Below are 23218 nucleotides of genomic sequence, written 5' to 3'. Positions count from 1 at the left end.
GAACCCGCTATAATCGCAACAAATGGCGAAAACAGATCGAATAAACCAACATATATTGCAAGAACTGAGCCGCGACGGGCGGATCTCAAACCTTGAACTGGCAGAGCGCGTCGGCCTGTCCCCCTCAGCCTGCCTGCGCCGGGTGCAGGAGCTTGAACGCGAAGGTGTCATCACCGGCTACCGCGCCGTTCTGGACCCTCAGGCGATGGGCGTGGGGTTTGTGACCTATATCGGCGTCGGCCTTGGCGAACACACCAAGGAAGCGCAGGCCGCCTTTGAGCGCGCCATGTCCAGCGCGCCGGAGGTGGTGGAGTGCCACAATATCACCGGCACCATCGAGTATCTCTTGCGCGTCGAATGCGCCGACCTCAAGAGTTACAAACAATTCCACACAGAAATCCTCGGCACCTCGCCCTTTGTGACGGCGATCACGACATATGTGGTGATGGGCTCCCCCAAGGACCAGCGCGCCTGATCCTTGGGCAAGGTCTGCGCGAGGTGTTGCGCAGGGCGCGGACGCTCTGGCAGGGGAATGTTTCGGATCTGCCGCTAGGATCTCAGGTGATCGCGATCATCGACCGGACCTGACACCCCGGTCACACCAGGAACCGGCTTTCCCGCGAGGGAAGCGTGCAGAGACAACGTTTAGCGCGCGGGTGGATACACCCGTCCATCTCCGATCTGGCGGCGCCGCCTCCTTATCGTCAACATTATTATCGTCCTCATCATCCAGATCCCCACCCAATCCGAGGATCACCCAGACAGCAAGACCGTTACGGCGCCCCATCCCGGGACACGCCGGCCATTGCGCTGCTGATATGCCGAGGGGCTGAGGGTTTGCGCCGCGCTGCGCGCGACGCCGCAGGGCCGGGGGCCGCGCCTTCGGCGCGGCCCCCGGCTTGGCCCAACGCTTTTGGATCAGGCTTGCCCTGATCCGCAAAGGGGCGGGAGCGCTCCCCCTCCTGCCCGTCTTCTTCACCGCAGACACACAGATCGCGCGACCTGTCGTTCGCGCTTAAACTGCGCGCTTGACCTCAACCCCGCTTGAGATCCGAGACTCCTTTTCGTGACGGCCATTTTCAGGGGACAATCAGTATGAAAATTACCACAGCGGGTCTTATATTATTCACGTCGCACTATCAGGCGTGCGTCACCTTTTATCGGGACTGTTTGAGATTGAGGCTGCTCCATAGCATCAATCGTCCCGGGGAGACCCTGAGTACCTTTGATCTGGGTGGTGCTTATTTGATGATCGAACCGGCGGAAGATCTCGCCGCACCTCTGGCCAGACTGCCACTGAAGTTGCGATTTAATGTGCCTGACATCAAAGCAAGCTGTGAAGATCTGCGGCAACGGGGTGTTGAGGTGCGTTTGCTTCACCACGGATGGGGCAGCACTGCGGAGTTTTGCGACCCCGCAGGCACGCGCTGCGCCTTGCGGTCTGATGCAGGGTTCGGGGTTTGAACCCGACCCCGTATTGGCTCCATCTGCTTCGAGGAGGAACGCGAGGGAGCGAGGCTCTGCCTCGCGCTCCGGGATATTTCTAGTTAGAAGAGGAGGGGTGTAAGGGCCGTGTTTTAGCTGTTTTGGGCAATAAGTTCGGACTGCGCCACGATGACTTCGGCCTGTTTGATCGAGGCGATGTCGACCAGACGGCCTTTGTAGACGGTTGCGCCCGCGCCGCTGGCTTTGGCCTCTTCCATGGCGGCGAGAATGTCGCGCGCCTCAGAAACGGCCTCGTCCGAGGGGGTGAAAACCTGATTGGCCAGAGCGATCTGTTTGGGGTGGATCGCCCATTTGCCGACCATGCCCAGCGTCGCGGAGCGTTTGGCCTGCGCGATATAGCCCTCGTCATCGGAGAAATCGCCAAAGGGGCCATCGACCGGCAACACGCCATGGGTGCGACAGGCGGCAACGATGGCGGCTTGCGCCCAGTGCCACGGATCGGACCAGTGTTTCGCGCCTTCGCGGAGCATATAATAATTTTCCTGCGTGCCGCCGATCCCGGTGGTCTGCATCCCCATGGAGGCGGCAAAATCCGCCGCGCCAAGGCTCATGGCCTGCAGGCGCGGGCTGCTGGCGGCGATGGCCTCGACATGGGCGATACCTGCCGCAGATTCGATAATGACCTCAAAGCTGATCGGCTTTTGGCGGCCCTTGGCGCGTTCGATCGCCGTCACAAGCGCGTCCACCGCATAGACATCCTCGGCGCAGCCCACCTTTGGGATCATGATCTGATCAAGCCGCGCGCCCGCCTGTTCCATCAGATCCACCACATCGCGGTACCAATAGGGCGTATCCAACCCGTTGATGCGCACGCTCAGGGTCTTCGTGCCCCAATCGACCGTATTGATCGCCTCGATCACATTGGCGCGGGCCTGGTCCTTGTCTGAGGGGGCCACGGAATCTTCAAGATCGAGGTTGATCACATCCGCCGCAGAGGCGGCCATTTTGGCAAAGAGTTTCGTGTTGGAGCCGGGGCCGAACAGCTGGCAGCGGTTGGGGCGGGCCGGGGGCGTGGGCTGAAGGCGAAAGCTCATCTATGGTCTCTCCAGGTTCATAAATTCCAAAATAGGCTCACATTTTGGTATTTCGTTGCTCGCGCGATGGCAAGTCTTATTTGCAGTTGCAGCATTCTAGTGATGCCGCATCTGCATAGTCTTTCTGCGTGATCCGCGCCATCTTGGGCGTATTTTGTCATCAAGTGGGAGATTCTTCGATGAATATGTCCAATGCTCGAAGAAATCCCCCCGAAGCTCCGCTGCACCGGCGAATTAGACAGGAAGTTGCAGCGCGATTGCCGCAAGCTACCTTGAACTCTGACGAATTCCAAAAAAGGACGCTGGATATGATCGAGACCCCTTATCTTCTGTTCCTCGGCGATGCGCCCGACATGCTGGCCGCCAAGGTTGCCATTGGCATCCGCGACTGGCGCCCTGACCATGCGGTGGGCCAGATCAGCCTGCCCGGCTGCGGTGCAAACCTCGGCCTCACCGAGATGACCCTTGAAGAAGCCAAAGCCGCTGGTGCCAAAACGCTGGTGATCGGTGTCGCCAACCGGGGCGGCAAGATCAGTCAGGAATGGAAAAAAGTGCTGGTGCAGGCTCTGGAAGAGGGGTTTGACCTTGCCTCCGGGCTGCACAACCTTCTGCGCGACGAGCCGGATCTGGCCGCCGTGGCCGAAGCAACCGGGCGCACCCTGCATGATGTGCGGGTGCCGTCGGTGCAGTATCCGATCGCCGATGGTGTGAAGCGTCGCGGCAAGCGCTGCCTTGCGGTGGGCACCGATTGTTCCGTGGGTAAAATGTACACCGCACTGGCGATGGACAAGGAGATGCAGGCGCGCGGCATGAAATCGACCTTCCGTGCGACGGGTCAGACCGGCATCCTGATCACCGGTGACGGTGTGCCGCTGGATGCGGTGATCGCCGACTTTATGGCGGGCTCGATCGAGTATCTGACCCCCGACAATGATGACGATCACTGGGATCTCATCGAGGGTCAGGGATCGCTGTTCCATGTGTCCTATTCCGGTGTGACCATGGCACTGGTGCATGGCGGCCAGCCCGACGCGCTGATCCTGTGTCACGAGCCCACGCGCACCCATATGCGCGGTCTGCCCGATTACGATGTGCCTTCGCTGGAGGAGCTGCGCGATGTGGCCCTGCCGCTGGCGCAACGGGCCAACAAGGACTGCAAGATTGTCGGCATTTCCGTCAACACCCAGCATCTGGGTGAGGAGGAAGCCGTGGCCTACCTGAAAGAAGCCGAGGGCCGCATGGGCCTGCCTGCGGTTGATCCCTATCGCCACGGCGCCGGTCGTCTGGTGGACGCGCTGGCTGCGGTCTGATTGAACGTCTTTGCCGGGGGCGTCTGTGGATCGCGCAGGAGCCTCCGGCGGGGATATTTTTAAGAAGATGAAGAAGGGGTGGCGGCGCTGCCCGGAGGGAGAGCCATGAAAATCACTGTCACCCCCGATGTGTTCAAACTGGCGCAGGTGTTCACCATCTCGCGCGGATCGCGCACCGAGGCCAAGGTGCTGACGGTTCGGGTGGAAGATGGAGATCATGCGGGCTGGGGCGAATGTGTGCCCTATGCGCGCTATGATGAGACGCTGGAGTCGGTGACGGCTCAGATCGAAGCGCTGCCTGACGTGTTTACGCGCGAGGAACTGCAATCGCTACTGCCCGCAGGGGCTGCGCGCAATGCGGTGGATTGTGCCCTGTGGGATCTGGAGGCCAAGAAAGCGGGCAAGCCGGTCTGGGAATTGGCTGGGCTGGATCGGCCGGGGCCGGAGATCACCGCCTACACGCTGTCGCTGGCCTCTCCTGAAGAGATGCAGAAACAGGCCGCAGAGAATGCCCATCGTCCGCTGTTGAAGATTAAGCTCGGCACGCCCGAGGATATGCCCCGCCTTGAGGCGGTGCGCGCGGGCGCGCCCGAGGCCCGGATCATCATTGACGCCAATGAGGGCTGGTCGGCCGAGGTTTACGCCGAACTTGCACCGCATCTTGTGCGCCTTGGGGTTGAGCTGGTGGAGCAACCCCTGCCCGCCGGTGAGGATGAGGCGCTGATCGGGATGGAACGTCCGGTGCCGGTCTGCGCCGATGAGAGCGCGCATGACTGCGCCAGCCTGCCGAAACTCAAGGGCAAATATGATGTTGTGAACATCAAACTGGACAAGACCGGCGGTCTAACAGAAGCCTTGAAATTGCGCGATGCAGCGCTGGCCGAGGGCTATCAGGTGATGGTCGGCTGCATGGTGGGATCGTCGCTGGCGATGGCTCCCGCGACACTGGTCGCGCAGGGCGCGTTGGTGACGGATCTTGACGGGCCGCTGCTTCTGGCCGAAGACCGTCCCGAACCGCTGACTTTTGACGCCGATGGGGTGCACCCCCCACGGCCTGCGCTCTGGGGCTAAGGAGACGACCATGACCCGTACCGTATATGTAAACGGCGACTACCTGCCGGAAACCGAGGCCAAGGTCTCTATCTTTGATCGCGGCTTTCTGATGGCGGATGCGGTCTATGAGGTGACTTCTGTGCTGGGCGGCAAGCTCATCGATTTTGAGGGCCACGCGGTGCGCCTGAAGCGGTCGCTGGATGAGCTGGAGATGGCCGAGCCCTGCACCAAGGAGGAGCTTTTGGAGATCCACCGCAAGCTGGTGGAGCTGAATGGTATCGACGAGGGGCTGGTCTATTTGCAGGTCACGCGCGGCTCGGACGGGGACCGCGATTTTGTGTTCCCTGCCGCCGACACCAAGCCGACCATCGTGTTGTTTACGCAGAACAAACCGGGCCTCGCGGACAGTCCTGCGGCCAAGGTGGGTGCCAAGATCATCTCGATTGAGGACATCCGCTGGGGGCGTCGCGACATCAAGACCGTGCAGCTCTTGTACCCCTCCATGGGCAAGATGATGGCGAAGAAAGCCGGTGCCGATGACGCTTGGATGATCGAGGATGGCCATGTGACCGAAGGCACCTCCAACAACGCCTATTTCGTCAAGGATGGCGTGATCGTGACGCGCCCGCTGTCCAATGACATCCTGCACGGGATCACCCGCAAGGCGGTGCTGCGCATGGCCGAAGAGGCGCAGCTCAAGGTCGAAGAGCGCCTGTTCACCATCGACGAGGCAAAAGCGGCGGATGAGGCGTTTACCACCTCCGCCTCGGCCTTTGTGATGCCGGTTGTGGAGATCGACGGCGTCGCTCTGGGCGACGGCACCCCCGGTCCGATCGCCAAGCGCCTGCGCGAGATCTACCTTGAGGAAAGCATCAAGGCGGCTGTGTGATACCACACAAGACTTGACGGAATTCTTCAAAAGGCCACCCTATGACGGGTGGCCTTTTTTCATGTCAGCCGAACCGAAAGCCCGAGGCGGTCACACCGCCGAATATCTCGGTCTGGTGATAGATCCGGGTCATGTCGTCCTGCTCTGCCGCACCAAGGGCGGCAAATATCGGGGCGAGGTGGTCCTCTTCAGCGTGGCAGTCGCGCGCATGGGGGGCCTGTTCCCAGTGCATCAGCGCCTCGGTCCGCGCCTCTGGCGGGAGCATCAGCGTCTCATTCAGCCAGGCATCAAACGCCTCGGACGGCACGCGCGCACCGGGGCCAAAGGCGCGCAGGTTGTGATAGCTGAGACCGGAGCCGATGATGACCACGCCCTCGTCGCGCAAGGGAGCCAGCGCACGGCCCATGGCGAAATGCGCCGCCGGGTCGTAGCCCTGTTGCAGTGACACCTGATAGAGCGGCACGTCGGCCTCGGGGTAGATCACCGCCATCGGGGCAAAGGTGCCGTGATCATAGCCCATCTCCGCATCAAGCCGCGTCGGCAGGCCCGCCGCCGCAAGCAGCGCATGGGTGCGCGCAGCCAGATCCGGCGCGCCGGGGGCGGGATAGGTGATCTGATAGGTTTCGGGCGGAAAACCGGTGTAGTCATAGACCATCGGCGGCTGCGGGTTGGACATCACCGCAAAGCCCTCGGTCTCCCAATGGCCGGAGATCATCAGCACCGCTTTGGGGCGCTCCGGCAGCTGATCCGGCATCGCCTTGAGAGAGGCCTCCAACGGGGCAAACTGCGCCCGCCAGTCCGGCAGCCACGGCCATGGGCCACCACCGTGAGAGATAAAGAATGTGGGCATGCGGGTCATGAGGGCTCTCCCGGAGTGCAGGATTGTGGAACTCTCATGAAGCTAGGCCTGTGTGTCCAGGCTGCCTAGGCGCAGGTCCGCACAGAGCCTGTGCAAACGGTGTGCGGGATCTGCCCTGCGATAGATGAAACAACGCCCGGCTGATAGGCGGGCGCTGTCCGTTTCTAATGAAAACAGGGGTCGGCCGTCAGCCCTTGTTGGTGCCGACATTCTCGGCAAAGGACTTTTTGAAGGCCTCCTGTTTGTCGGCGCCTGCGTCGGTCTGATAGTTGGCTTTCCACGCGTCCATGGTCATGCCGTAGAAGATTTCGCGCGCCTGCGCCTTGTCCATCTCGATGCCCTTGTCGTTGGCGGCCTCTTGATACCAGCGGCTCAGACAATTGCGGCAAAAGCCTGCGAGGTTCATCATGTCGATGTTCTGCACATCGGTGCGGTCCTGCATCAGATGCTGGCGCAGGCGGCGAAAGGCGGCCGCTTCCAGTTCGATCTGGGTTTGGGCGTCGATCTCGGGCGTGGTCATGGCGGACTCCTTGCTTCGGTGACATCTGTGGTAGCAATCACATGGGGCCGCGACAAGGCTCAGGCCAGCGCGGTTGCCGCGAGGGGCGATGGTGCAATATGATGGACCTGTCATGAGGCCGTCACCGGCCCGTCATGATTTGATGGCGTAGCTTATGAAGAGTTGCGGCAGCAGGTGATTTGCGCCATAAGACCGAAAACGATGTTTGCGATAACATAGACGCGGGGCGCCAGGCCGCCCCGGTATCGCAGCAGCACACCAGGACCCGCCATCTCGGGATGGACAGCCGGAGGATAGAGATTCCATGAAACGCACGCGCAACGTCAAGATCGTGGCCACCCTCGGCCCGGCATCCGAGACCTACGAGACCATCCGCGCGCTGCATGAGGCCGGCGCCGATGTGTTCCGTCTCAACATGTCCCATGGCAGCCACGACGAGATTGCCGCCAAACACAAGATCATCCGCCAGGTCGAGGCCGACCTCGACTCCACCATCGCCATTCTGGCCGACCTGCAAGGTCCGAAGCTGCGCGTCGGCGTCTTTGCCAATGGCGAGGAAGAGCTGGTCGAGGGGGCGAAATTCCGCCTCGATCTCGACCCGGCCGAGGGCGACCTGAACCGCGTCTGCCTGCCGCATCCCGAGATCTTTCAGGCGCTGGAGCCGGGCGCGTCGCTGTTGGTCAACGACGGCAAGATCCGCCTCAAGGTCGACGACTGCGGCGCGGATTTCGCCAATTGCGAGGTCGTCACCGGCGGCACCATCTCCAACCGCAAGGGCGTCAACGTGCCGGATGTGATCCTGCCGCTGGCGGCGCTGTCGGAGAAGGACCGCGCCGACCTGGAGTTTGTCTGCGAACTGGGCGTGGACTGGCTGGCGCTGTCCTTTGTGCAGCGTGCAAAGGACGTGTTCGAGGCCCGCACCCTCGCCGATGGCCGGGCGGCGGTGCTGTCCAAGATCGAAAAACCCGCCGCGGTCGACAATTTCAGCGAAATCCTCGATGCCTCCGACGGGATCATGGTGGCGCGGGGCGATCTGGGCGTCGAGCTGCCGGTCTCCCACGTGCCGCCGATCCAGAAACGTCTGGTGCGCAAATGCCGCGCGGCCGCCAAGCCGGTCATCGTGGCGACCCAGATGCTGGAAAGCATGATCGAAAGCCCGATGCCAACCCGGGCCGAAGTCTCGGACGTGGCGACCGCGATCTACGAGGGCAGCGATGCCATCATGCTGAGCGCCGAATCCGCCGCCGGCCAGTATCCGATCGAGGCGGTCCAGACCATGGACAAGGTGGCCACCGAGGTGGAGCTGGACCCGACCTATCGCGAGATCATCGGCGCATCGCGCCAGGCCAAGGGCGACACGCTGGCCGACGGCATCGTCGCCGCCGCCCGCGAGATCGCGGAAAAGACCGAGATCAAGGCGATCTGCTGCTTTACCCAATCCGGCACCACCGCCCTGCTGACCTCGCGCGAGCGTCCGTTCGTGCCGATCCTGGCCCTGACCCCGCTGGAAAAGACCGCGCGGCGCCTGTGCCTCAGCTGGGGGTGCAACTGTTTCGTGACCTCCAAGGTCGACCGCTTCAAGGGGGCGGTGGTCTCCGCCGCCCGCGCCGCCCGCTCCGGCGGGTTTGCCAGCGAAACCGATCAGGTGGTGGTCACCGCAGGTGTGCCCTTCAACGTTCCCGGCACCACCAACATCCTGCGCATCGCGCCCTGTGACGAACGGCTGATTTACAACACCGATCCGGAGTAATAGGCTGACCCCATTGTGTGTTTTGGGGTACGTCGTGTCATGGACAGCGATACGGTTCTGGTAATCGGACTGGCTTTGGCCTGGCTGGGCGTGCCTGCCTTCGTGGCCGCCTATGCCCATCGCCGCAGCCCATATCGCGCCATGACCATGCTGGTGATGGCGGGCGGATGTATCGCCTGGGCCACCCTGTCACAGCCGGGTGGCTATCAGTTCTCCGAGCTGCCGGATGTGGTCTTTCGGGTGCTCGGCCAACTTCTGTAACCGAATCTTCTTGCCATTTGGAAACAGCTGCCGTACAGCGCACCCCTGTTCGCGCGACCGGCCAAAGTGGCATGCCGAGTCGCGTGTGTAGCGAACCTACGAATAAGGAGACGGAAATGCCCAAGATGAAGACAAAATCGAGCGCCAAGAAGCGCTTCAAAGTGACCGCGACCGGCAAGGTCATGGCAGGTCAGGCCGGCAAGCGCCACGGCATGATCAAACGTCACAAGAAATTCATCCGTGATGCCCGCGGAACCACCACCCTGTCCGCACCGGACGCAAAGATCGTCAAGGGCTTCATGCCCTACGACCGCTAAGAGGAGATCTGAGATATGTCCCGCGTTAAAGGTGGTACCGTCACTCACGCCCGTCACAAGAAGATCATCAAGGCCGCCAAAGGTTACTATGGCCGCCGCAAGAGCACCTTCAAGGTTGCAACACAGGCCGTCGACAAGGCGAACCAGTATGCAACCCGTGACCGCAAGAACCGCAAGCGCAACTTCCGCGCGCTGTGGATCCAGCGTATCAACGCTGCCGTCCGCAGCCACGACGAGGCGCTGACCTACTCCCGCTTCATCAACGGCCTGAACCTGGCCGGTATCGAAGTGGACCGTAAGGTTCTGGCAGACCTCGCCGTGCACGAGCCCGAAGCCTTCGGTGCGATCGTGCGTCAGGCACAGGATGCGCTGGCCGCCTGAGATCAGGCACAGCAAAACTGATTTGACCCGCCGGAGCGATCTGGCGGGTTTTTTCATGCCGTGTTGCGGTGCGCTATGTCAGGCTGACCCAGGCCTCGGCCCCGTGCGCAGCGGCCGCAGGGCATCGGTGCGGCGCAGGCGCGTGCCCCTATTCGGGCTGCGACCGGCTGCGGCGCAGGAGGGAAAACAGGATAAGTCCGCCGACCGCCCAGATCGACCACGGCGGGCTTTGTGAAAACAGGTTCACCAGCACCAGAAACCCTCCGATGATCCAGAGCCGCAGCGGCACGGACAGGACCTCGTTGCGCCCGAAGATCCGCGGCCCGTCGCGCAAGCCGATAATCATGCAGAGCACCAGCACCGGCCAATGCGCCCAGAGCCCGCGGTCAGAGATGATGTCCAGCAGCACCAGCCCCGCCGCCACCCCGAGGAGCCGGCGGCTGCCCTTGCTGATCGGCAGGCGGCGACCGCAAAGCTTGTCGAGACCGCGCAGCGGCCCCTCAGCGGGCGCCCCTTGCGCGTCGGCGGCCTCGCCGTCGTCAAACCGGCGCTGCGGCGCGCCTTCGAAGGGATCGGGATCCTGCCACACCCGTGCGGTCTGGCTGCTGCGCTCCGTCCCGGCCACAGATGCGCCCGTGGCACGGCTGTGGCGCGGGGCCCCCAGCGACACCCGATAGACGGTGACATCTTCGGTCAGGTTGCGCGGACGCTGCGGGCCGAGGTGCTCGAACCCGATGGTCAGCTTGTTGCGCACATGGTCATAGACCTGCTGCGAGATCAGCACCCCGCCCGGTTCCGACATGGTTTGCAGCCGCGCGGCGAGGTTGACCCCCTCGCCGATCAGGTCGTCGCCGTCGCAGATCACATCCCCGAGGTGGATGCCGATGCGAAACGACAGCGCGCTGTCCTTGGCCGCCAGCTCCTGCTGCACCTCGATGGCGCATTGCACCGCCTCCACCACCGAGGGGAAATCGGCGATCAGCCCGTCACCGGCAGTATTGGCCACCCGGCCGCCATGGCGTTCGATCAGCTTGAAGAACACATCGCGCGCCGATTGCAGCTCTGTGTAGGTGCCGACTTCATCGGTGGTCATCGCCGTGCTGAACTGCTCCGCATCAGCAGAGAGGATCGTCGTCAGCTTTCGGATAATCCGGTCGCGCATGAAATCTGGCCTGAGGTAAGAACTGCCTTCAAAGTGGGCTTTTGTGCGCCGTCATGCAAGGGGCATGGTCGCGGCATGTTGACAGGCGCTGACATCAGCGCATCGGCGGCCCGCCTGCCTGAACTACCCGGACACCTCGGGGGGCGGCGTGGGCTGGGGGCGACAGCACCGGCCTGCGGCAGCGGCAAGGCGGCGCAGGTGCTTGCTTTCGACGCCTCGTGTGGTAGCAGGACAGCAAAGCGAGACGTGAGGGGCCGTCATGGACGATCTTAAAGCAAAATACCTCGGCCAGATTGCCGAAGCCGGCGACGAGAACGCGCTGGAGGCCGTGCGCCTGGCCGCCGTGGGCAAGAAGGGCGAAGTGGCCCTGAAGATGCGCGAACTGGGCAAGATGACGCCGGAGGAACGCCAGGTCGCGGGCCCGGCGCTGAACGCGCTCAAGGACGAGATCAACGCGGCGCTGGCGGCCAAGAAGGCGGCGCTGGCCGATGCGGCCCTGGATGAACGCCTGCGCTCCGAGTGGCTGGATGTGACGCTGCCGACGCGCCCGCGCCGTCAGGGCTCGATCCACCCGATTTCGCAGGCCTCCGAGGAGCTGACCGCGATCTTTGCCGAGATGGGGTTCTCCGTTGCCGAAGGGCCGCGGGTGGACACCGACTGGTACAACTTCGACGCGCTGAACATCCCCGGCCACCATCCGGCCCGGGCCGAGATGGACACGTTCTACATGCACCGCGCCGAGGGCGACAACCGCCCGCCGCATGTGCTGCGCACCCACACCAGCCCGGTGCAGATCCGCTCGATGGAGAAGATGGGCGCGCCGCTGCGCATCATCTGCCCGGGTGGCGTCTATCGCGCCGACTACGACCAGACCCACACGCCGATGTTCCATCAGGTCGAGGGGCTGGCGCTGGATGAGAACATCTCCATGGCCAACCTCAAGTGGGTGCTGGAGGAATTCGTCAAATCCTTCTTCGAGGTGGAGAGCGTCGATCTGCGTTTCCGCGCCTCGCATTTCCCCTTCACCGAGCCGTCGGCCGAAGTCGACATCCGCTGCAGCTGGGACAATGGCCAGTTGAAGATCGGCGAGGGCGACGACTGGATGGAGATCCTCGGCTCCGGCATGGTGCACCCCAAGGTGATCGCCGCCGGGGGCATCGACCCCGACAAATACCAGGGCTTTGCCTTTGGCATCGGCATCGACCGTCTGGCGATGCTGAAATACGGCATCCCCGACCTGCGCGCCTTCTTCGACAGCGACCTGCGCTGGCTGCGCCACTACGGGTTCAGCTGCCTGGACGTGCCGACGCTGCACGGGGGCCTGAGCCGCTAATTGTTCCTGTTCGGCAAGTATCTGGCGCGGTACATCGATTGGTGTGCCGCGCTTTCTCGTAGGATGCGGACTTGGCATATCATCTTGTTGGTAGTGGGCGCGGTAATGGCGTTCCTTTTGTCTCTTGCACTGACATCCAACTCGGTCGCGACAGCGTGCGTACTGATCGTCATGATCCCAATTGCCATATTCGGGAATGTCGCATTCGGTGAGCTTGGCAGGCGACAGGATGAAAAGGCTCAGCGCCAAGCCAAACTCCGCAAGACTCAGGCGCTTCTGAAGGGATTCCGCTCTCGTTGACGCCTCGCGCGGGGGAAAGCACCGCGCCGCGCCCGCCCCTCCCCCCGGGAGGGCGCTCTGGTCCTCGGGGGGGGTGCGGTGCTCTTGCAATCGCTGCCGGCGTTGGTAGCGTCCGCGGCGAACGCAACTGCCGGAGACCTCCAGAATGCTCTTTGATCGCGACCACCGGCACGGCAGTGCCGCGCAACGCCGCCGGTACGCCCATTTTGAAATCGCCTATACGCTGGCGGATTTCGGCGCCGCCTTCAGCTTTGTGATCGGCTCTGTCTTTTTCTTTTTCGAGCGGCTGATGACGGCCGGCACCTGGCTGTTCCTCATCGGGTCGATCCTCTTTGCCGCCAAACCCAGCATTCGCCTGATCCGGGAGATCAAACTCGCCGCCATGGGCGAGGATGAAAAACTCGCCGAACGCTTCGAGGATTAGGCCAGGGTTCAGCCCCGCGTGCAGACCTCAGAACTTGATCTGCGCCGTCACCCGCAGACTGCGGCCCTGCTCCAGCAGGTTGGTGGTGCCGCCGGGCACGCTGTAGGCGGTGCCATGCGCGATATAGGCCTCGTCGAAGATATTCGTCAGCGCCAGGCTGTATTCCTGCGTGTCGCGGGGGCGCCAGACCAGCGACAGGTCGTGTACGTCATACCCCGCAAGCTCGGCGGCGGCGGTAAAGCTGTCGGGCAACTTGTCCTCGGCCATCACGAACTGGCTGGTCCAGCTGATCTGCATATTGCGCCCCGCAAGCTCCCGGACCACCCGCAGGGACAGCGTGTCGCCCTGGGGCGCAAAGCCGTCATACCAGTCGCTCGGGCTGACATAGCGCCCGCCGATGGTGGTGTCCGAATGGTGAAACGACGCCTGCACCGACCAGTCCGCCCAGGCATACCCGGCGCTGAGCGTGTAGCCCTCGGTCTCGGCGGTGCCTGCGTTGCGGCGCGCATAGGGCAGCCCCCGGCGACCGCCATAGAGAATCACATCCTCGATCTCGGTCTGGAAATAGGTGGCCCCAAGGTTCCAGCCGTTGCGCGCAAAGGCAAAGCCGGCCTCGATGGTCTCGGCGGTTTCCCCGTCAAGGCTGGGATCGGTCAGGGCCGCATCCACACCCGCCGTCAGGTTCAGCCCCGGCGCGGGCTGCACGCCCCGAAACGCTTGGGCCCAGCTGGCAAACAGCGACAGCGCCGGGGTCGCCTGGAATTCAACGCCGAGGTTCGGACTGACCCGGTGGCCCGCATGCCGGTTGCCCGCCAGATCGGTCAGCGTGCTGTGATCGTAGCGCAGGCCGCCCGTGGCCCGCAGCCGTTCGGAGACCTGCATCTCCGCCTGCACAAACGCGCCCCAGGTGCGCGCGGTCTCTGACATCTCTGCCGCGGCGCCGTCCTGGCCGCTGGATCGGGCCTCGGTAAAGTCGAGCCCATAGGTCAGGTCGAGCGCGCCGAGGGCCGAGGCGTTCTGCACCGCAAACCCGCGCGTCCGCCATGCCGCCCGTTGGGCCGGGTCAATGCGCCGGTGCAGCTCGGTTTCGTTCTGGAACAGCCGCGCCTCCAGGTCGAGCGCCGGGCTGCCTGCGGGTGCGATCCGGTAGGAGAGGCTGTAGGTGTCCTGCGACAGCGCCTGCTGTTCCGGTGAGGAACGGGAATGCGCCGGATCGACACCAAAATTGACCTGGGCGCTGCGCAGGCCATCGTCGGTGCGGCGGATCGCGCTGATTTCGAGCGTGTGGCCGTCGGCGGGTCGGAGTTTCAGCTTTGCAAACAGCGTGTCCGGTTCACTGTCGGTATAGGGCACCCGCTGGCCATCGCCGCCGATGTAGGTGTCGGCAAAGGAGGTCGCGCCATAGAGCGCATATCCAAAGCGGTCGGTGGGCTGACCATAGATCGCGGTGCCAAGGGACAGCCGGTCGCCATTGGTCTGCCCCGAGAGCCGCAGCATCGCCCCCTGTCGCTGCCCCGGCAGCAGAAAGTCCTCCGGATCGAGGGTTTCGAACCGCACCCCGCCCGCCAGCGCCGACGGCCCGGAGAGCGCGGTGCCGGTGCCCGCGTCGATCGCGACGGATTTCAGCAGGAACGGGTCGATGCCGGAGTTTCCGTTGTGCGGAAACAACGTGCCCGAGGTGAGGGCGCCGTCGATGGTGACATTCGCGCGCACATCCTCGATCCCGCGGATATAGACCTTTTGCGCCGAGGTCCGGTTGCCACCGCTGACGGTGACGTCATCCGTATCGGCGAACAGCTCGTTCAAGGTCGTCGGCTGTGCGGCGCGGATCGTCTCCTGCGCGATCTCCTCCCCTGCCGCAGGTCTGGAGACCGTGATCTCCTCCAGTTCGATCACGGCGCCGAAACCGTCCGGCGCAGCCTCCTGCGTCAGCCCAGCGGTGGGCAGGCCCGCCCCCGTCAGCAGCAGCCAAACAGAAGCGATTGTTTTACCTTGGGAAAGGGGCATCTCGAGACCTTGTCGATTAATATCTTACTATTTTAATCACCTTTACTGGTCTGTTTCTGATGTGAGAAGTCGCGTGCGGCGCAAGCAAGGCATGCGTGTCATGCACCCATGGGCGCGACACGCATGCAATGTGCTACGGGAGTAAGGGAACGATGCTCCGCCTGCCATGGCGGCGCGGAGGCAGGCGGTGGCCCGCGGCGCTGCCGCGGCCTGTCAGAACCGACGGTGCAGAGCGGCGGCCTATTGTCCGCCCAGCGGGTCGCCCGGACGCTGCAAGCGGCTGGAGAGCAGGTCTCCGGCGCGTTCCACGATCGGATAGCCGGCCATGGCAAAGGCGGTGTTGACCTGTTTCAGAATACGCAGGGTTTCCTGGTGCAGGGCGCTGGTCTCGATGCTCTCGCTGATGCCGTCGCGCAACCGGCTGAGGTGCTTGCTCTGCAAGCGTTGCTCGGCGGTGCGGATGCTGTCTTTCTCGGCCACTAGTTCCCGGGCGTCATCGGGGTTGCCGGTCATCATCACCTTGAGCGCGAGCTGCGCATTGGCCTGCACCCGGTCCATGAAGTCCAACAGTTCCTGCCGCCCCGATTTGGAGAAACAGACGCCTTCGTGATGCAGCTTGCGGGCCAGGTCGGTCATCTTGCGCGCCACCTGATCGGCGGCGGCCTCGAGATTGGCGGCCATCAGCGACGCCTCGATCGCGCCATTTGCGGCCTCGTCGTCGCGCTTCTGCCCATGCACCCCGGCCAGATAGAGCTTCAGGTCCTGATGCATCCGCCGAAGGGCGCGCTCGTCCTCCTGAATGCTGGTGGCGACCCGGTCATCCCAGGTTTCATAGAGCCCGGTGGCGGAGACCAGCATCTTTTCGACCAGCTCCCCCATGCGCAGCAGTTCGCGGGCGGCGCAGCTCAGGGCGCGCGGCGGATCATCGAGCGCAGCAGGGTCCAGCGCGCTCAGCCCCCGGTCGCCGGATTGGACGGCATCCTCTGCAAGCAGCCGGTCGGACAGGCGGGCGATCACCCCCACCAGCGGCATCATCAGCAGGCAGAGCACGAGGTTGAACGCCAGGTGGATCGCCATCACCTGCCCCGCTGCGGTGGCGCCCAGCCACTGCGGGTCCAGGAGGTTCAGGTTCAGCGCCACCAGCACCAGCAGCGCGCCGCCACCGCGCAGCACCAGGTTCGCCATCACGATGCGGCGGGCGCGGACATCCGCGGCCAGCGTCAGCACAAAGGCGATCATGGCCCCGCCGAGGTTGGCCCCCAGCACCATCGCCATCGCGGCCATCGGCGGCAGCGCGCCCTGCGCCACCATGGTCACGAACAGCAGGATCGCCGCCACGCTGGAATGCACCACCCAGGCAAAGACGGCCCCGAGCAGAAAGGCGGTCAGGAGATCGCTGTCGAGATAGCCCAATATGGCCACGGCCCCATCGCTCTGGATGATCGGGGCGGTGGCGGTGCGCAGCATGTCGAGGGAGACGAAGATCAGCGCCAGGCCGATCAGGATACGCCCGGTCTGGCGCACCCTGCGCTGATGGCTGCGCAGGAACAGGATCACCCCCAGCAGGATCAGCGTCGGAACCAGCAGCCCCGGGCGCGCCAGCAGGATCTGTGCCACCAGCGCAGAGCCGAGATCGGCGCCCAGCAGCATGGCAAGGCCGACGGAGCCCGCAAGCGCCCCTTTGGCGGCGAAATTCGAGACCAGCATCGCCACGGCAGTCGAACTCTGCAACAGCATGGCCGAGACGAGGCCGGTCACGGTGGCCAGCAGCCGGTTGTCCGACGCCCGGCGCAGCCCCTGGCGCAATTGCGTGGCAAAGGCGCGCTCCACCCCGGTGCGCACCAGCCGCACCGCCCACAACAAGAGCGCCGCCGCCCCCGCGATCTGTATCAGAAATGCCGTCAATCCCGTCTTGCCTCCTACTGCCGTGGCGCGCCTTGTCCAGCCGGCGCGATCCCTACAGGCTATGTCGTTGCCACGATCCAGCTTGGTCGAATTGCGCTCTTCTCTATGTAGGGCGCGACATCATGGCCCCTGAACAGCCCGTGATCCGTGATCAGAACAGATCCGATCCCCGCTGCCGCGCCGCCCAGCACATCGGTGTGCAGCGTGTCCCCCACCATGGCGATGCGAGCGCGGGGAATGCCCGCCAGCCGCGCCAACGCGGTGTCAAAGGCATTGCCAAAGGGCTTGCCAAAGAACATCGCCTTGCCGCCGGTGCGTTCGGTGATGTCATGCGCGATGAGGCCCGGCTCCAGCGACAGGCCCTCTTCGCGGGGGGCCACCAGATCGGGATTGGCCACCACCAGCGGGCGCGGGTTTTCCAGCAGCGCCTCGGTCAGCGCCTTTGTGTCGGCGGCATCCCAGCGCGCCGATGACAGCAGCAAAAAGCCCCCGGCGGTGCGCAGCAGGTCCGGATTGTCCGCGAGATGTGCAATATGCACGCCCGGGGGTGCGTCGCTAAAGTCATCTTCCGGGGCCGCCGCCGCAGCCCAGCAGCTGCCCTCGGGCAGCCTCGGCAGCCCGGCAAAGGCCACGTCGCGGCTGGAGACCACCTCGGATGCGGTGAAATCAAAGCCAAGCCGGTGATATTTGGCCAGCACCTCCGCGCGGGTGTAGCTGGCGGCATTGGTCAGCACCACCAGTCGTTTGCCCAAGGCGCGCAGTGCGGCCATGCGGTCTACCGCGCCGTCAATGGCGGTCTCGCCTCGGTTCAGCACCCCAAAGGCATCGAGAATATAGGCATCATACGCATCGACGGTATCGCCCAGATCCCGCCCCTCATGCGACGCAGCGGCAAAACGGGCATCCGGCAGGGTCGCGCGCACGCTCTCATAGCGCTGAAACGCCCAGTCGGTGCCGATCATTGTGCTCATATCCCTCATGTCGCGATGGCGGGTGTCGGGACACGGTCGCTCCAGCGCAATCCGCGCTCCAGCAGGAGGCGCTGCACCCGGCCCGGATAATCGGTCACGATCCCATCCACACCGGCATCAATCATCGCTTCGATATCGGCGGTCTCGTTGACGGTCCAGACGGTGACCGGCAGCGACAGTGCACGGGCCTGCGCCATGCGCTCCGGGGTGATGTCCTGAAACCACGGGCACCACATCTGCCCCCCGGCGGCGGCGACCATCTCCGGCAGGGGGCTGGCCTCGGTGAGGCCGGCGGGTTCGCCGTCGCGGCCGGCGCGCGCCACCTCGGACAGATAGGAGGTCGGCATCTCCGGCGCCTGACGGCGGCATTCGTCCAGAAGCGCCCAGTCGAAACTGTGCAGCGCGGTGCGCGCGCTCAGCCCATGGGCGCGCACGACCTCCACCACCGCCGAGACCTGCTGCACGCGGATGGCGGCAATATCAGGGTCGCTCAGGTCGGTCTTGAGTTCCAGCAGCAGGGCAACATGGTCATATTGCGGCTCTTTCACCAGAGCGCAGAGATCGGCAAGCGTGGGGATGCGAACCCCGCTCAGAAACGCCTGATCGGGGAACCGCCGCCCATAGGTGGAGCGGCTGTCGAGCCCGCCCACATCGAGGCGGCGCAGGTCGTCCAAGGGCAGATCCGCGACCTTGATGTCGTCCTGCGCGATCCAGGCGCCGCCGGCATCGCGCACCGCCGCTGGCGACAGCGCGTGATTGTGGGTGATCACCGGCACACCGTCCGAGGACAGCACCACATCAAACTCCAGCGCGTCGACGCCGATGTCGAAGGTGAAGCGAAACCCCTCCAGCGTGTTTTCAGGCATGACACCGCGGGCACCACGATGGCCGATCACCCGGATCAGCCCGGCTTCGCCACGATAGGCATCGATTTGGGGAAAATGACTCATGCGTCCACTCGCTTGCCGGTCTGCGTGTCGAACATATGCAGATGTTCCGGCGCAATGGCAAAGCGCATCAGCGTTCCGGGTTCGGCGGATACGTGACCGGGCATGCTGGCCACACAGTCCACATCGGTGCCGCTGAGATGGCCATGCAGCAATGTGATCGCGCCCAGCTGTTCGCAAAGCTGCACATCGATCTCGATGGGGCCAGTCTCGTCGGCGATCAGGTGTTCCGGGCGCAGGCCCAGCGTCACCTTGCCCGAAGCGGTGCCCCCACCCGCAAGGCGCGCGCCATTGGCCAGCGTCACCATGCCCGAGGCGACCTCGGCAGGCAGGAAGTTCATCGACGGAGAGCCGATGAAGCCCGCAACAAAGAGCGTGGCGGGGCGGTCATAAAGCTCAATGGGCGTGCCGAACTGCTCGACATAGCCGCCATTCAGCACCATCAGCCGGTCGCCCAGCGTCATCGCCTCCACCTGATCGTGGGTCACGTAGATCGAGGTCACGCCAAGGCGCTGTTGCAGCTTGCGGATCTCAAGGCGCATCTGCACCCGCAGCTTGGCATCGAGGTTCGACAAGGGTTCGTCAAACAGGAAGACCTGCGGATCGCGCACGATGGCGCGCCCCATGGCGACCCGCTGCCGTTGCCCGCCCGACAATTGCCGGGGCTTGCGGTCAAGGTAAGGCCCGATTTCGAGGATCGCGGCGGCTTCTTCAACGCGGCGGTTGATATCGGCCTTGCTGTTGCCGCGGATCTTCAGCCCGTAGCCCATGTTTTCACGCACCGACATATGCGGATAGAGCGCGTAGTTCTGAAACACCATCGCGATGTCACGGTTGGCGGGTTCCAGATTGTTGACCACCCGGTCGCCAATCTGAATGTCGCCAGAGGTCACGGTCTCCAGCCCCGCGATCATCCGCAAGAGGGTGGATTTACCGCAGCCCGACGGGCCAACGATGACGACGAACTCGCCATCGTTGATCGCGCCGTCGATGTGATGCAGGACCTCGGTGTCACCGTAGGATTTCACCAGATCCTTGAGGGTAATGCTTGCCATGTGGGATGCCTATTTATCTGTCTCGGTGAGGCCCTGAACAAAGAGCTTCTGCATTGCGATGACGACAAAGACCGGCGGGATCATCGCTAGAAGGGCCGTCATCATGATGATGTTCCATTGCGGGGATTGCTCTGCCGCCTCCAGCATCTGTTTGATGCTCATGACAATGGTGGTCATGTCGGTGTCGGTGGTGATCAACAGCGGCCAGAGGTACTGGTTCCAGCCGTAGATGAACAGGATCACAAAGAGCGCCGCGATATTGGTGCGGCTGAGCGGGATCACGATGTCCCAGAAGAACCGCATCGGCCCTGCCCCGTCGATGCGCGCGCTTTCGAGCATTTCGTCCGGGATGGTCAGGAACACCTGCCGGAACATAAATGTCGCCGTGGCCGAGGCGATCAGCGGCACCGACAGCCCCCAATAGCTGTTGAGCATGCCGAGATCCGCGACCACCTCGAATGTCGGCAGGATGCGCACCTCGACCGGCAGCATCAGGGTGATGAAGATCAGCCAGAAGAACCCCATGCGGAACGGGAACTTGAAATAGACGATGGCAAAGGCCGAGATCAGCGAAATCGCGATCTTGCCCAGCGAGATCATCATCGCCATCGCCAGCGAGTTCAGCAGCATCCGCCAGACCGGGGCAATCTCGGTGCCCGACAGGCCGGAGCCCCAGAGCGTTTGCTGGAAGTTTTCCCAGAAGTAGCTGCCCGGCAAGAGCGGGATCGGCGCTTGAGTCATGCGCACCGCATCATGGGTGGCGGCCACAAAGGTGATCCAGATCGGCAGCGCCACGATGGCGATGCCGAGGATTAGGACGATGTGGCTGACGATGTTCAGGATGGGTCGATTTTCAACCATCAGTACTGCACCCTTCTCTCGACAAAGCGGAACTGAACCACGGTCATGGCAATGACCAGCACCATCAGGATCACCGACTGCGCGGCAGAGCCGCCCAGATCAAGGCCGACAAAGCCGTCGTTGAACACCTTGTAGACAAGGATGGTGGTGGAGTTTGCAGGCCCGCCCTGGGTCACCGCGTGGATGATGCCGAAGGTCTCGAAAAACGCATAGACCGCGTTGATGACCAGCAGGAAAAACGTGGTCGGCGACACCAGCGGGAAGATGAAATCCTTGAACCGCCGGATCGGGCCTGCGCCATCAATGGCGGCGGCCTCGATCACCGAGCGCGGGATCGACTGCATCGCGGCAAGATAGAACAGGAAGTTATAGGCGATCTGCTTCCATGCGGAGGCAAAGACCACCAGCGCCATCGCCTGATTGCCGTTCAGGTAGTGGTTCCAGTCCACGCCGACAAAATCGAGGATATAGGGAAAGATCCCCAGCGTCGGGTTGAACATGAATACCCACAGCGCACCCGCCAGAACCGGCGCCACCGCGTAGGGCCAGATCAGGAGTGTGCGATAGGCCGTCGCCCCGCGCACGACCCGGTCGGCAAAACCCGCAAGGATCAGCGCCATCGACATCGACAGGATTGCCACGGCGGCGGAAAAGAAGATCGTGCGGCCAAAGGTGGCCAGATAGATGTCGTCCTCGAACAGCAGCTCGAAATTCTCGAACCAGACGAATTCGGTCGACAGGCCAAAGGCGTCCTCGATCAGGAATGACTGATAGACCGCCTGACTGGCGGGCCAGATGAAAAACACCAAAGTGATCGCGATTTGCGGCGCGACCAGCAGGTAGGGCAACAGGGATGCGGGGAAATGGACGCGTTTCAGCATAGGCGCCTCGGGGTCCTTTCTGGAAAAGGATAAAAATCGGCCCTCCCCGGCCCTGCATCACTGCAAGACCGGGGAGAGCCGTGGGCGATTACTTCACGGAGCGTTCGAACTTGCGCAGAAGTGCGTTGCCGCGTTCCACTGCGGTATCAAGCGCCTCGGCAGCGGTCTTGTCACCAGCCCAGAGCGCTTCGAGCTCTTCGTTGATGACGTCGCGCACCTGCACGAAGTTGCCAAAACGAATGCCGCGGGAGTTCGGCGTCGGCGTGTTCAGGCTCAGCTGTTTGATCGCGGTGTCGGTGCCGGGGTTTTCGTCGTAGAACCCCTGTTCCTGGCTCAGTTCATAGGCGGCAGTGGTGATCGGCACATAGCCGGTTTCCTGGTGCCACCAGGCCTGCACCTCGGGCGAGGACAGATAGGTCATGAACTGCGCCAGACCCTTGTATTCCTCATCCTCGTGACCGGCCAGCGCCCAGAGGGTCGCGCCACCGATGATGGAGTTCTGCGGCGCATCCGCCACCGAGGTGTCGAGCGGCAGCATGGTCTGGCCGAATTCAAACTCCGCCTGTTCGACCATGGAGCCGTAATAGGCCGAGGAGTTCATCCACATGCCGCATTCGCCATTGGTGAACAGCGGCAGGCTGTCGCCGCGACGGCCGCCGTATTTGAACAGGTTGCCCTCGCTCATTGAGGCAACATCATCCAGACGGGCGGCGACCTTGTCGTTGTTGAACACGAATTCGGTGTCAAACCCGGCAAAGCCGTTTTCCTGGGTGCCCATCTCCATGTTGTGCCACGCGGAGAAGTTCTCGATCATCACCCAGGACTGCCAGCCAAAGGACAGGCCGCATTCCATGCCGTTGTCGACCAGCGCCTGTGCGGCGGTTTTGACGTCATCCCATGTTTCGGGAACATCGACGCCCGCAGCCTCCAGCGCGTCGGCGTTGTACCACATCACCGGGGTGGAGCTGTTGAAGGGCATCGACAGCAGTTCGCCTTCGGGGGTCTGGTAGTAGGAGATCACCGCCGGCAGATAGTCGGATTTGTCGAACGGCTCGCCTGCGTCGGCCATCATCTGCTCGATCGGGTAGATCGCGCCCTTGGCGGCCATCATGGTGGCGGTGCCGACCTCGAACACCTGCACCAGATGCGGCTGCTCACCGGCGCGGAAGGCGGCCACGGCAGCGGTCATGGTTTCGGTGTAGTTGCCCTTGTAGGTGGGCACGATCTTGTAGTCGGACTGGCTGGCGTTGAAGTCGGCCGCGATCTTGTCGACGCGCTCGCCATTGGCGCCGCCCATCGCGTGCCACCACTGGATTTCGGTCTCGGCCCAGGCGGCCCCGGCGGTCAGGCCGGTGGCCAGGGCACAGGACAATGCAATTTTTGAAACACCCATTTTCTATCCTCCTCTGGTCGTTCGCGGGCAGCATTTGACAGGACGCTTCATAATTCAAGTGAAAGTTTCACAACATTGTCATAACATGATATTATATTG

23 protein-coding genes are annotated in these 23218 nt (G+C 63.3%); 11 read left to right on the top strand and 12 right to left on the bottom strand.

Annotated features, from left to right (window positions below):
- Window positions 1-22 precede the first annotated feature (22 nt).
- Window positions 23-475 (top strand): Lrp/AsnC family transcriptional regulator, encoded by a 453-nt coding sequence (locus ACXAF5_RS02775; protein ID WP_009175900.1) that lies wholly within the window; start codon window positions 23-25, stop codon window positions 473-475.
- Between the two features lie 620 nt (window positions 476-1095).
- Window positions 1096-1464, top strand: a complete 369-nt coding sequence (locus ACXAF5_RS02770; RefSeq protein WP_005675675.1) for a VOC family protein — start codon at window positions 1096-1098, stop codon at window positions 1462-1464.
- 113 nt (window positions 1465-1577) lie between these two features.
- On the opposite strand, the gene ACXAF5_RS02765 is transcribed toward ACXAF5_RS02770, so the two are convergent.
- The gene (locus tag ACXAF5_RS02765) at window positions 1578-2540 is read right to left on the bottom strand and encodes an L-malyl-CoA/beta-methylmalyl-CoA lyase (RefSeq protein WP_474945460.1); all 963 of its coding nucleotides are present in this window, start codon (window positions 2538-2540) and stop codon (window positions 1578-1580) included.
- 308 nt (window positions 2541-2848) lie between these two features.
- Here ACXAF5_RS02765 and dgcN point away from each other — a divergent pair, with 308 nt between their 5' ends.
- From dgcN to ACXAF5_RS02750, 3 genes are all read left to right on the top strand, one after another.
- Complete coding sequence (gene dgcN / locus ACXAF5_RS02760; protein WP_474945459.1) at window positions 2849-3850, top strand: N-acetyltransferase DgcN; 1002 nt, start codon at window positions 2849-2851, stop codon at window positions 3848-3850.
- Between the two features lie 105 nt (window positions 3851-3955).
- The gene (dgcA, locus tag ACXAF5_RS02755) at window positions 3956-4921 is read left to right on the top strand and encodes an N-acetyl-D-Glu racemase DgcA (RefSeq protein WP_474945458.1); all 966 of its coding nucleotides are present in this window, start codon (window positions 3956-3958) and stop codon (window positions 4919-4921) included.
- Between the two features lie 10 nt (window positions 4922-4931).
- Window positions 4932-5792: a D-amino-acid transaminase gene (locus tag ACXAF5_RS02750; protein ID WP_474945457.1), complete on the top strand. Its 861-nt coding sequence runs from the start codon at window positions 4932-4934 to the stop codon at window positions 5790-5792.
- A 64-nt stretch (window positions 5793-5856) separates the two neighbouring features.
- On the opposite strand, the gene ACXAF5_RS02745 is transcribed toward ACXAF5_RS02750, so the two are convergent.
- Both ACXAF5_RS02745 and ACXAF5_RS02740 read right to left on the bottom strand, forming a co-directional pair.
- The gene (locus ACXAF5_RS02745) at window positions 5857-6651 is read right to left on the bottom strand and encodes a DODA-type extradiol aromatic ring-opening family dioxygenase (RefSeq protein ID WP_474945456.1); all 795 of its coding nucleotides are present in this window, start codon (window positions 6649-6651) and stop codon (window positions 5857-5859) included.
- Window positions 6652-6838: 187 nt separating this feature from the next.
- Window positions 6839-7171 (bottom strand): DUF1244 domain-containing protein, encoded by a 333-nt coding sequence (locus ACXAF5_RS02740; protein ID WP_474945455.1) that lies wholly within the window; start codon window positions 7169-7171, stop codon window positions 6839-6841.
- A gap of 304 nt (window positions 7172-7475) precedes the next feature.
- Here ACXAF5_RS02740 and pyk point away from each other — a divergent pair, with 304 nt between their 5' ends.
- The 4 genes from pyk (at window position 7476) to rplT (ending at window position 9880) form a co-directional block, all read left to right on the top strand.
- Entirely contained in the window at window positions 7476-8921 is a 1446-nt protein-coding gene (gene pyk / locus ACXAF5_RS02735) for a pyruvate kinase (RefSeq protein WP_474945454.1), read from the top strand.
- Window positions 8922-8960: 39 nt separating this feature from the next.
- Window positions 8961-9182, top strand: coding sequence for a hypothetical protein (locus ACXAF5_RS02730; protein ID WP_474945453.1), 222 nt, complete (start codon window positions 8961-8963; stop codon window positions 9180-9182).
- Window positions 9183-9298: 116 nt separating this feature from the next.
- Window positions 9299-9499 (top strand): 50S ribosomal protein L35, encoded by a 201-nt coding sequence (gene rpmI / locus ACXAF5_RS02725; RefSeq protein WP_009178285.1) that lies wholly within the window; start codon window positions 9299-9301, stop codon window positions 9497-9499.
- A 15-nt stretch (window positions 9500-9514) separates the two neighbouring features.
- A complete protein-coding gene (rplT, locus tag ACXAF5_RS02720) occupies window positions 9515-9880 on the top strand; it encodes a 50S ribosomal protein L20 (RefSeq protein ID WP_239318580.1) in 366 nt (121 codons plus the stop codon).
- 148 nt (window positions 9881-10028) lie between these two features.
- Here rplT and ACXAF5_RS02715 read toward each other — a convergent pair whose 3' ends face one another.
- Entirely contained in the window at window positions 10029-11042 is a 1014-nt protein-coding gene (locus tag ACXAF5_RS02715) for an adenylate/guanylate cyclase domain-containing protein (protein ID WP_474945452.1), read from the bottom strand.
- Between the two features lie 259 nt (window positions 11043-11301).
- Between ACXAF5_RS02715 and pheS the strand changes: the two genes are divergently transcribed.
- Window positions 11302-12375 carry a phenylalanine--tRNA ligase subunit alpha gene (gene pheS / locus ACXAF5_RS02710; RefSeq protein WP_474945451.1) on the top strand — a complete coding sequence of 358 codons (1074 nt, stop codon included), beginning with the start codon at window positions 11302-11304 and terminating at the stop codon, window positions 12373-12375.
- 445 nt (window positions 12376-12820) lie between these two features.
- A complete protein-coding gene (locus ACXAF5_RS02705) occupies window positions 12821-13099 on the top strand; it encodes a YrhK family protein (protein ID WP_239318577.1) in 279 nt (92 codons plus the stop codon).
- A 27-nt stretch (window positions 13100-13126) separates the two neighbouring features.
- On the opposite strand, the gene ACXAF5_RS02700 is transcribed toward ACXAF5_RS02705, so the two are convergent.
- The 8 genes from ACXAF5_RS02700 to ugpB form a co-directional block, all read right to left on the bottom strand.
- On the bottom strand, window positions 13127-15106 hold the full coding sequence (locus ACXAF5_RS02700; RefSeq protein ID WP_474945450.1) for a TonB-dependent receptor domain-containing protein: 1980 nt from the start codon (window positions 15104-15106) through the stop codon (window positions 13127-13129).
- 240 nt (window positions 15107-15346) lie between these two features.
- The gene (locus ACXAF5_RS02695) at window positions 15347-17011 is read right to left on the bottom strand and encodes a Na/Pi cotransporter family protein (protein WP_474945449.1); all 1665 of its coding nucleotides are present in this window, start codon (window positions 17009-17011) and stop codon (window positions 15347-15349) included.
- A gap of 59 nt (window positions 17012-17070) precedes the next feature.
- A complete protein-coding gene (locus ACXAF5_RS02690; protein WP_474947785.1) occupies window positions 17071-17973 on the bottom strand; it encodes an HAD-IIA family hydrolase in 903 nt (300 codons plus the stop codon).
- Between the two features lie 14 nt (window positions 17974-17987).
- A complete protein-coding gene (locus ACXAF5_RS02685) occupies window positions 17988-18932 on the bottom strand; it encodes a glycerophosphodiester phosphodiesterase family protein (protein WP_474945448.1) in 945 nt (314 codons plus the stop codon).
- Window positions 18929-19984 carry a sn-glycerol-3-phosphate import ATP-binding protein UgpC gene (locus tag ACXAF5_RS02680; RefSeq protein ID WP_474945447.1) on the bottom strand — a complete coding sequence of 352 codons (1056 nt, stop codon included), beginning with the start codon at window positions 19982-19984 and terminating at the stop codon, window positions 18929-18931. The genes ACXAF5_RS02685 and ACXAF5_RS02680 overlap by 4 nt, the downstream gene beginning before the upstream one ends.
- A gap of 9 nt (window positions 19985-19993) precedes the next feature.
- Window positions 19994-20845, bottom strand: coding sequence for a sn-glycerol-3-phosphate ABC transporter permease UgpE (gene ugpE, locus ACXAF5_RS02675; RefSeq protein WP_474945446.1), 852 nt, complete (start codon window positions 20843-20845; stop codon window positions 19994-19996).
- Window positions 20845-21726, bottom strand: coding sequence for a sn-glycerol-3-phosphate ABC transporter permease UgpA (gene ugpA / locus ACXAF5_RS02670; RefSeq protein WP_126137268.1), 882 nt, complete (start codon window positions 21724-21726; stop codon window positions 20845-20847). The genes ugpE and ugpA overlap by 1 nt, the downstream gene beginning before the upstream one ends.
- 88 nt (window positions 21727-21814) lie before the next feature.
- Window positions 21815-23119: a sn-glycerol-3-phosphate ABC transporter substrate-binding protein UgpB gene (ugpB, locus tag ACXAF5_RS02665; RefSeq protein ID WP_474945445.1), complete on the bottom strand. Its 1305-nt coding sequence runs from the start codon at window positions 23117-23119 to the stop codon at window positions 21815-21817.
- Window positions 23120-23218: the final 99 nt, after the last annotated feature.

This window comes from Epibacterium sp. ABV4_022 (assembly GCF_056159345.1).
Note: the sequence above shows the minus strand (reverse complement) of the source record. Positions and strands in the feature narration are given on the sequence as shown.

Bases quoted from the DNA above. Each gene is read 5' to 3' on its own strand.
- ACXAF5_RS02775 (WP_009175900.1), top strand. From the start codon at position 23: ATGGCGAAAACAGATCGAATAAACCAACATATATTGCAAGAACTGAGC.
- ACXAF5_RS02770 (WP_005675675.1), top strand. From the start codon at position 1,096: ATGAAAATTACCACAGCGGGTCTTATATTATTCACGTCGCACTATCAG.
- ACXAF5_RS02765 (WP_474945460.1), bottom strand. From the start codon at position 2,540: ATGAGCTTTCGCCTTCAGCCCACGCCCCCGGCCCGCCCCAACCGCTGC.
- dgcN (WP_474945459.1), top strand. From the start codon at position 2,849: ATGATCGAGACCCCTTATCTTCTGTTCCTCGGCGATGCGCCCGACATG.
- dgcA (WP_474945458.1), top strand. From the start codon at position 3,956: ATGAAAATCACTGTCACCCCCGATGTGTTCAAACTGGCGCAGGTGTTC.
- ACXAF5_RS02750 (WP_474945457.1), top strand. From the start codon at position 4,932: ATGACCCGTACCGTATATGTAAACGGCGACTACCTGCCGGAAACCGAG.
- ACXAF5_RS02745 (WP_474945456.1), bottom strand. From the start codon at position 6,651: ATGACCCGCATGCCCACATTCTTTATCTCTCACGGTGGTGGCCCATGG.
- ACXAF5_RS02740 (WP_474945455.1), bottom strand. From the start codon at position 7,171: ATGACCACGCCCGAGATCGACGCCCAAACCCAGATCGAACTGGAAGCG.
- pyk (WP_474945454.1), top strand. From the start codon at position 7,476: ATGAAACGCACGCGCAACGTCAAGATCGTGGCCACCCTCGGCCCGGCA.
- ACXAF5_RS02730 (WP_474945453.1), top strand. From the start codon at position 8,961: ATGGACAGCGATACGGTTCTGGTAATCGGACTGGCTTTGGCCTGGCTG.
- rpmI (WP_009178285.1), top strand. From the start codon at position 9,299: ATGCCCAAGATGAAGACAAAATCGAGCGCCAAGAAGCGCTTCAAAGTG.
- rplT (WP_239318580.1), top strand. From the start codon at position 9,515: ATGTCCCGCGTTAAAGGTGGTACCGTCACTCACGCCCGTCACAAGAAG.
- ACXAF5_RS02715 (WP_474945452.1), bottom strand. From the start codon at position 11,042: ATGCGCGACCGGATTATCCGAAAGCTGACGACGATCCTCTCTGCTGAT.
- pheS (WP_474945451.1), top strand. From the start codon at position 11,302: ATGGACGATCTTAAAGCAAAATACCTCGGCCAGATTGCCGAAGCCGGC.
- ACXAF5_RS02705 (WP_239318577.1), top strand. From the start codon at position 12,821: ATGCTCTTTGATCGCGACCACCGGCACGGCAGTGCCGCGCAACGCCGC.
- ACXAF5_RS02700 (WP_474945450.1), bottom strand. From the start codon at position 15,106: ATGCCCCTTTCCCAAGGTAAAACAATCGCTTCTGTTTGGCTGCTGCTG.
- ACXAF5_RS02690 (WP_474947785.1), bottom strand. From the start codon at position 17,973: ATGATCGGCACCGACTGGGCGTTTCAGCGCTATGAGAGCGTGCGCGCG.
- ACXAF5_RS02685 (WP_474945448.1), bottom strand. From the start codon at position 18,932: ATGAGTCATTTTCCCCAAATCGATGCCTATCGTGGCGAAGCCGGGCTG.
- ACXAF5_RS02680 (WP_474945447.1), bottom strand. From the start codon at position 19,984: ATGGCAAGCATTACCCTCAAGGATCTGGTGAAATCCTACGGTGACACC.
- ugpE (WP_474945446.1), bottom strand. From the start codon at position 20,845: ATGGTTGAAAATCGACCCATCCTGAACATCGTCAGCCACATCGTCCTA.
- ugpA (WP_126137268.1), bottom strand. From the start codon at position 21,726: ATGCTGAAACGCGTCCATTTCCCCGCATCCCTGTTGCCCTACCTGCTG.
- ugpB (WP_474945445.1), bottom strand. From the start codon at position 23,119: ATGGGTGTTTCAAAAATTGCATTGTCCTGTGCCCTGGCCACCGGCCTG.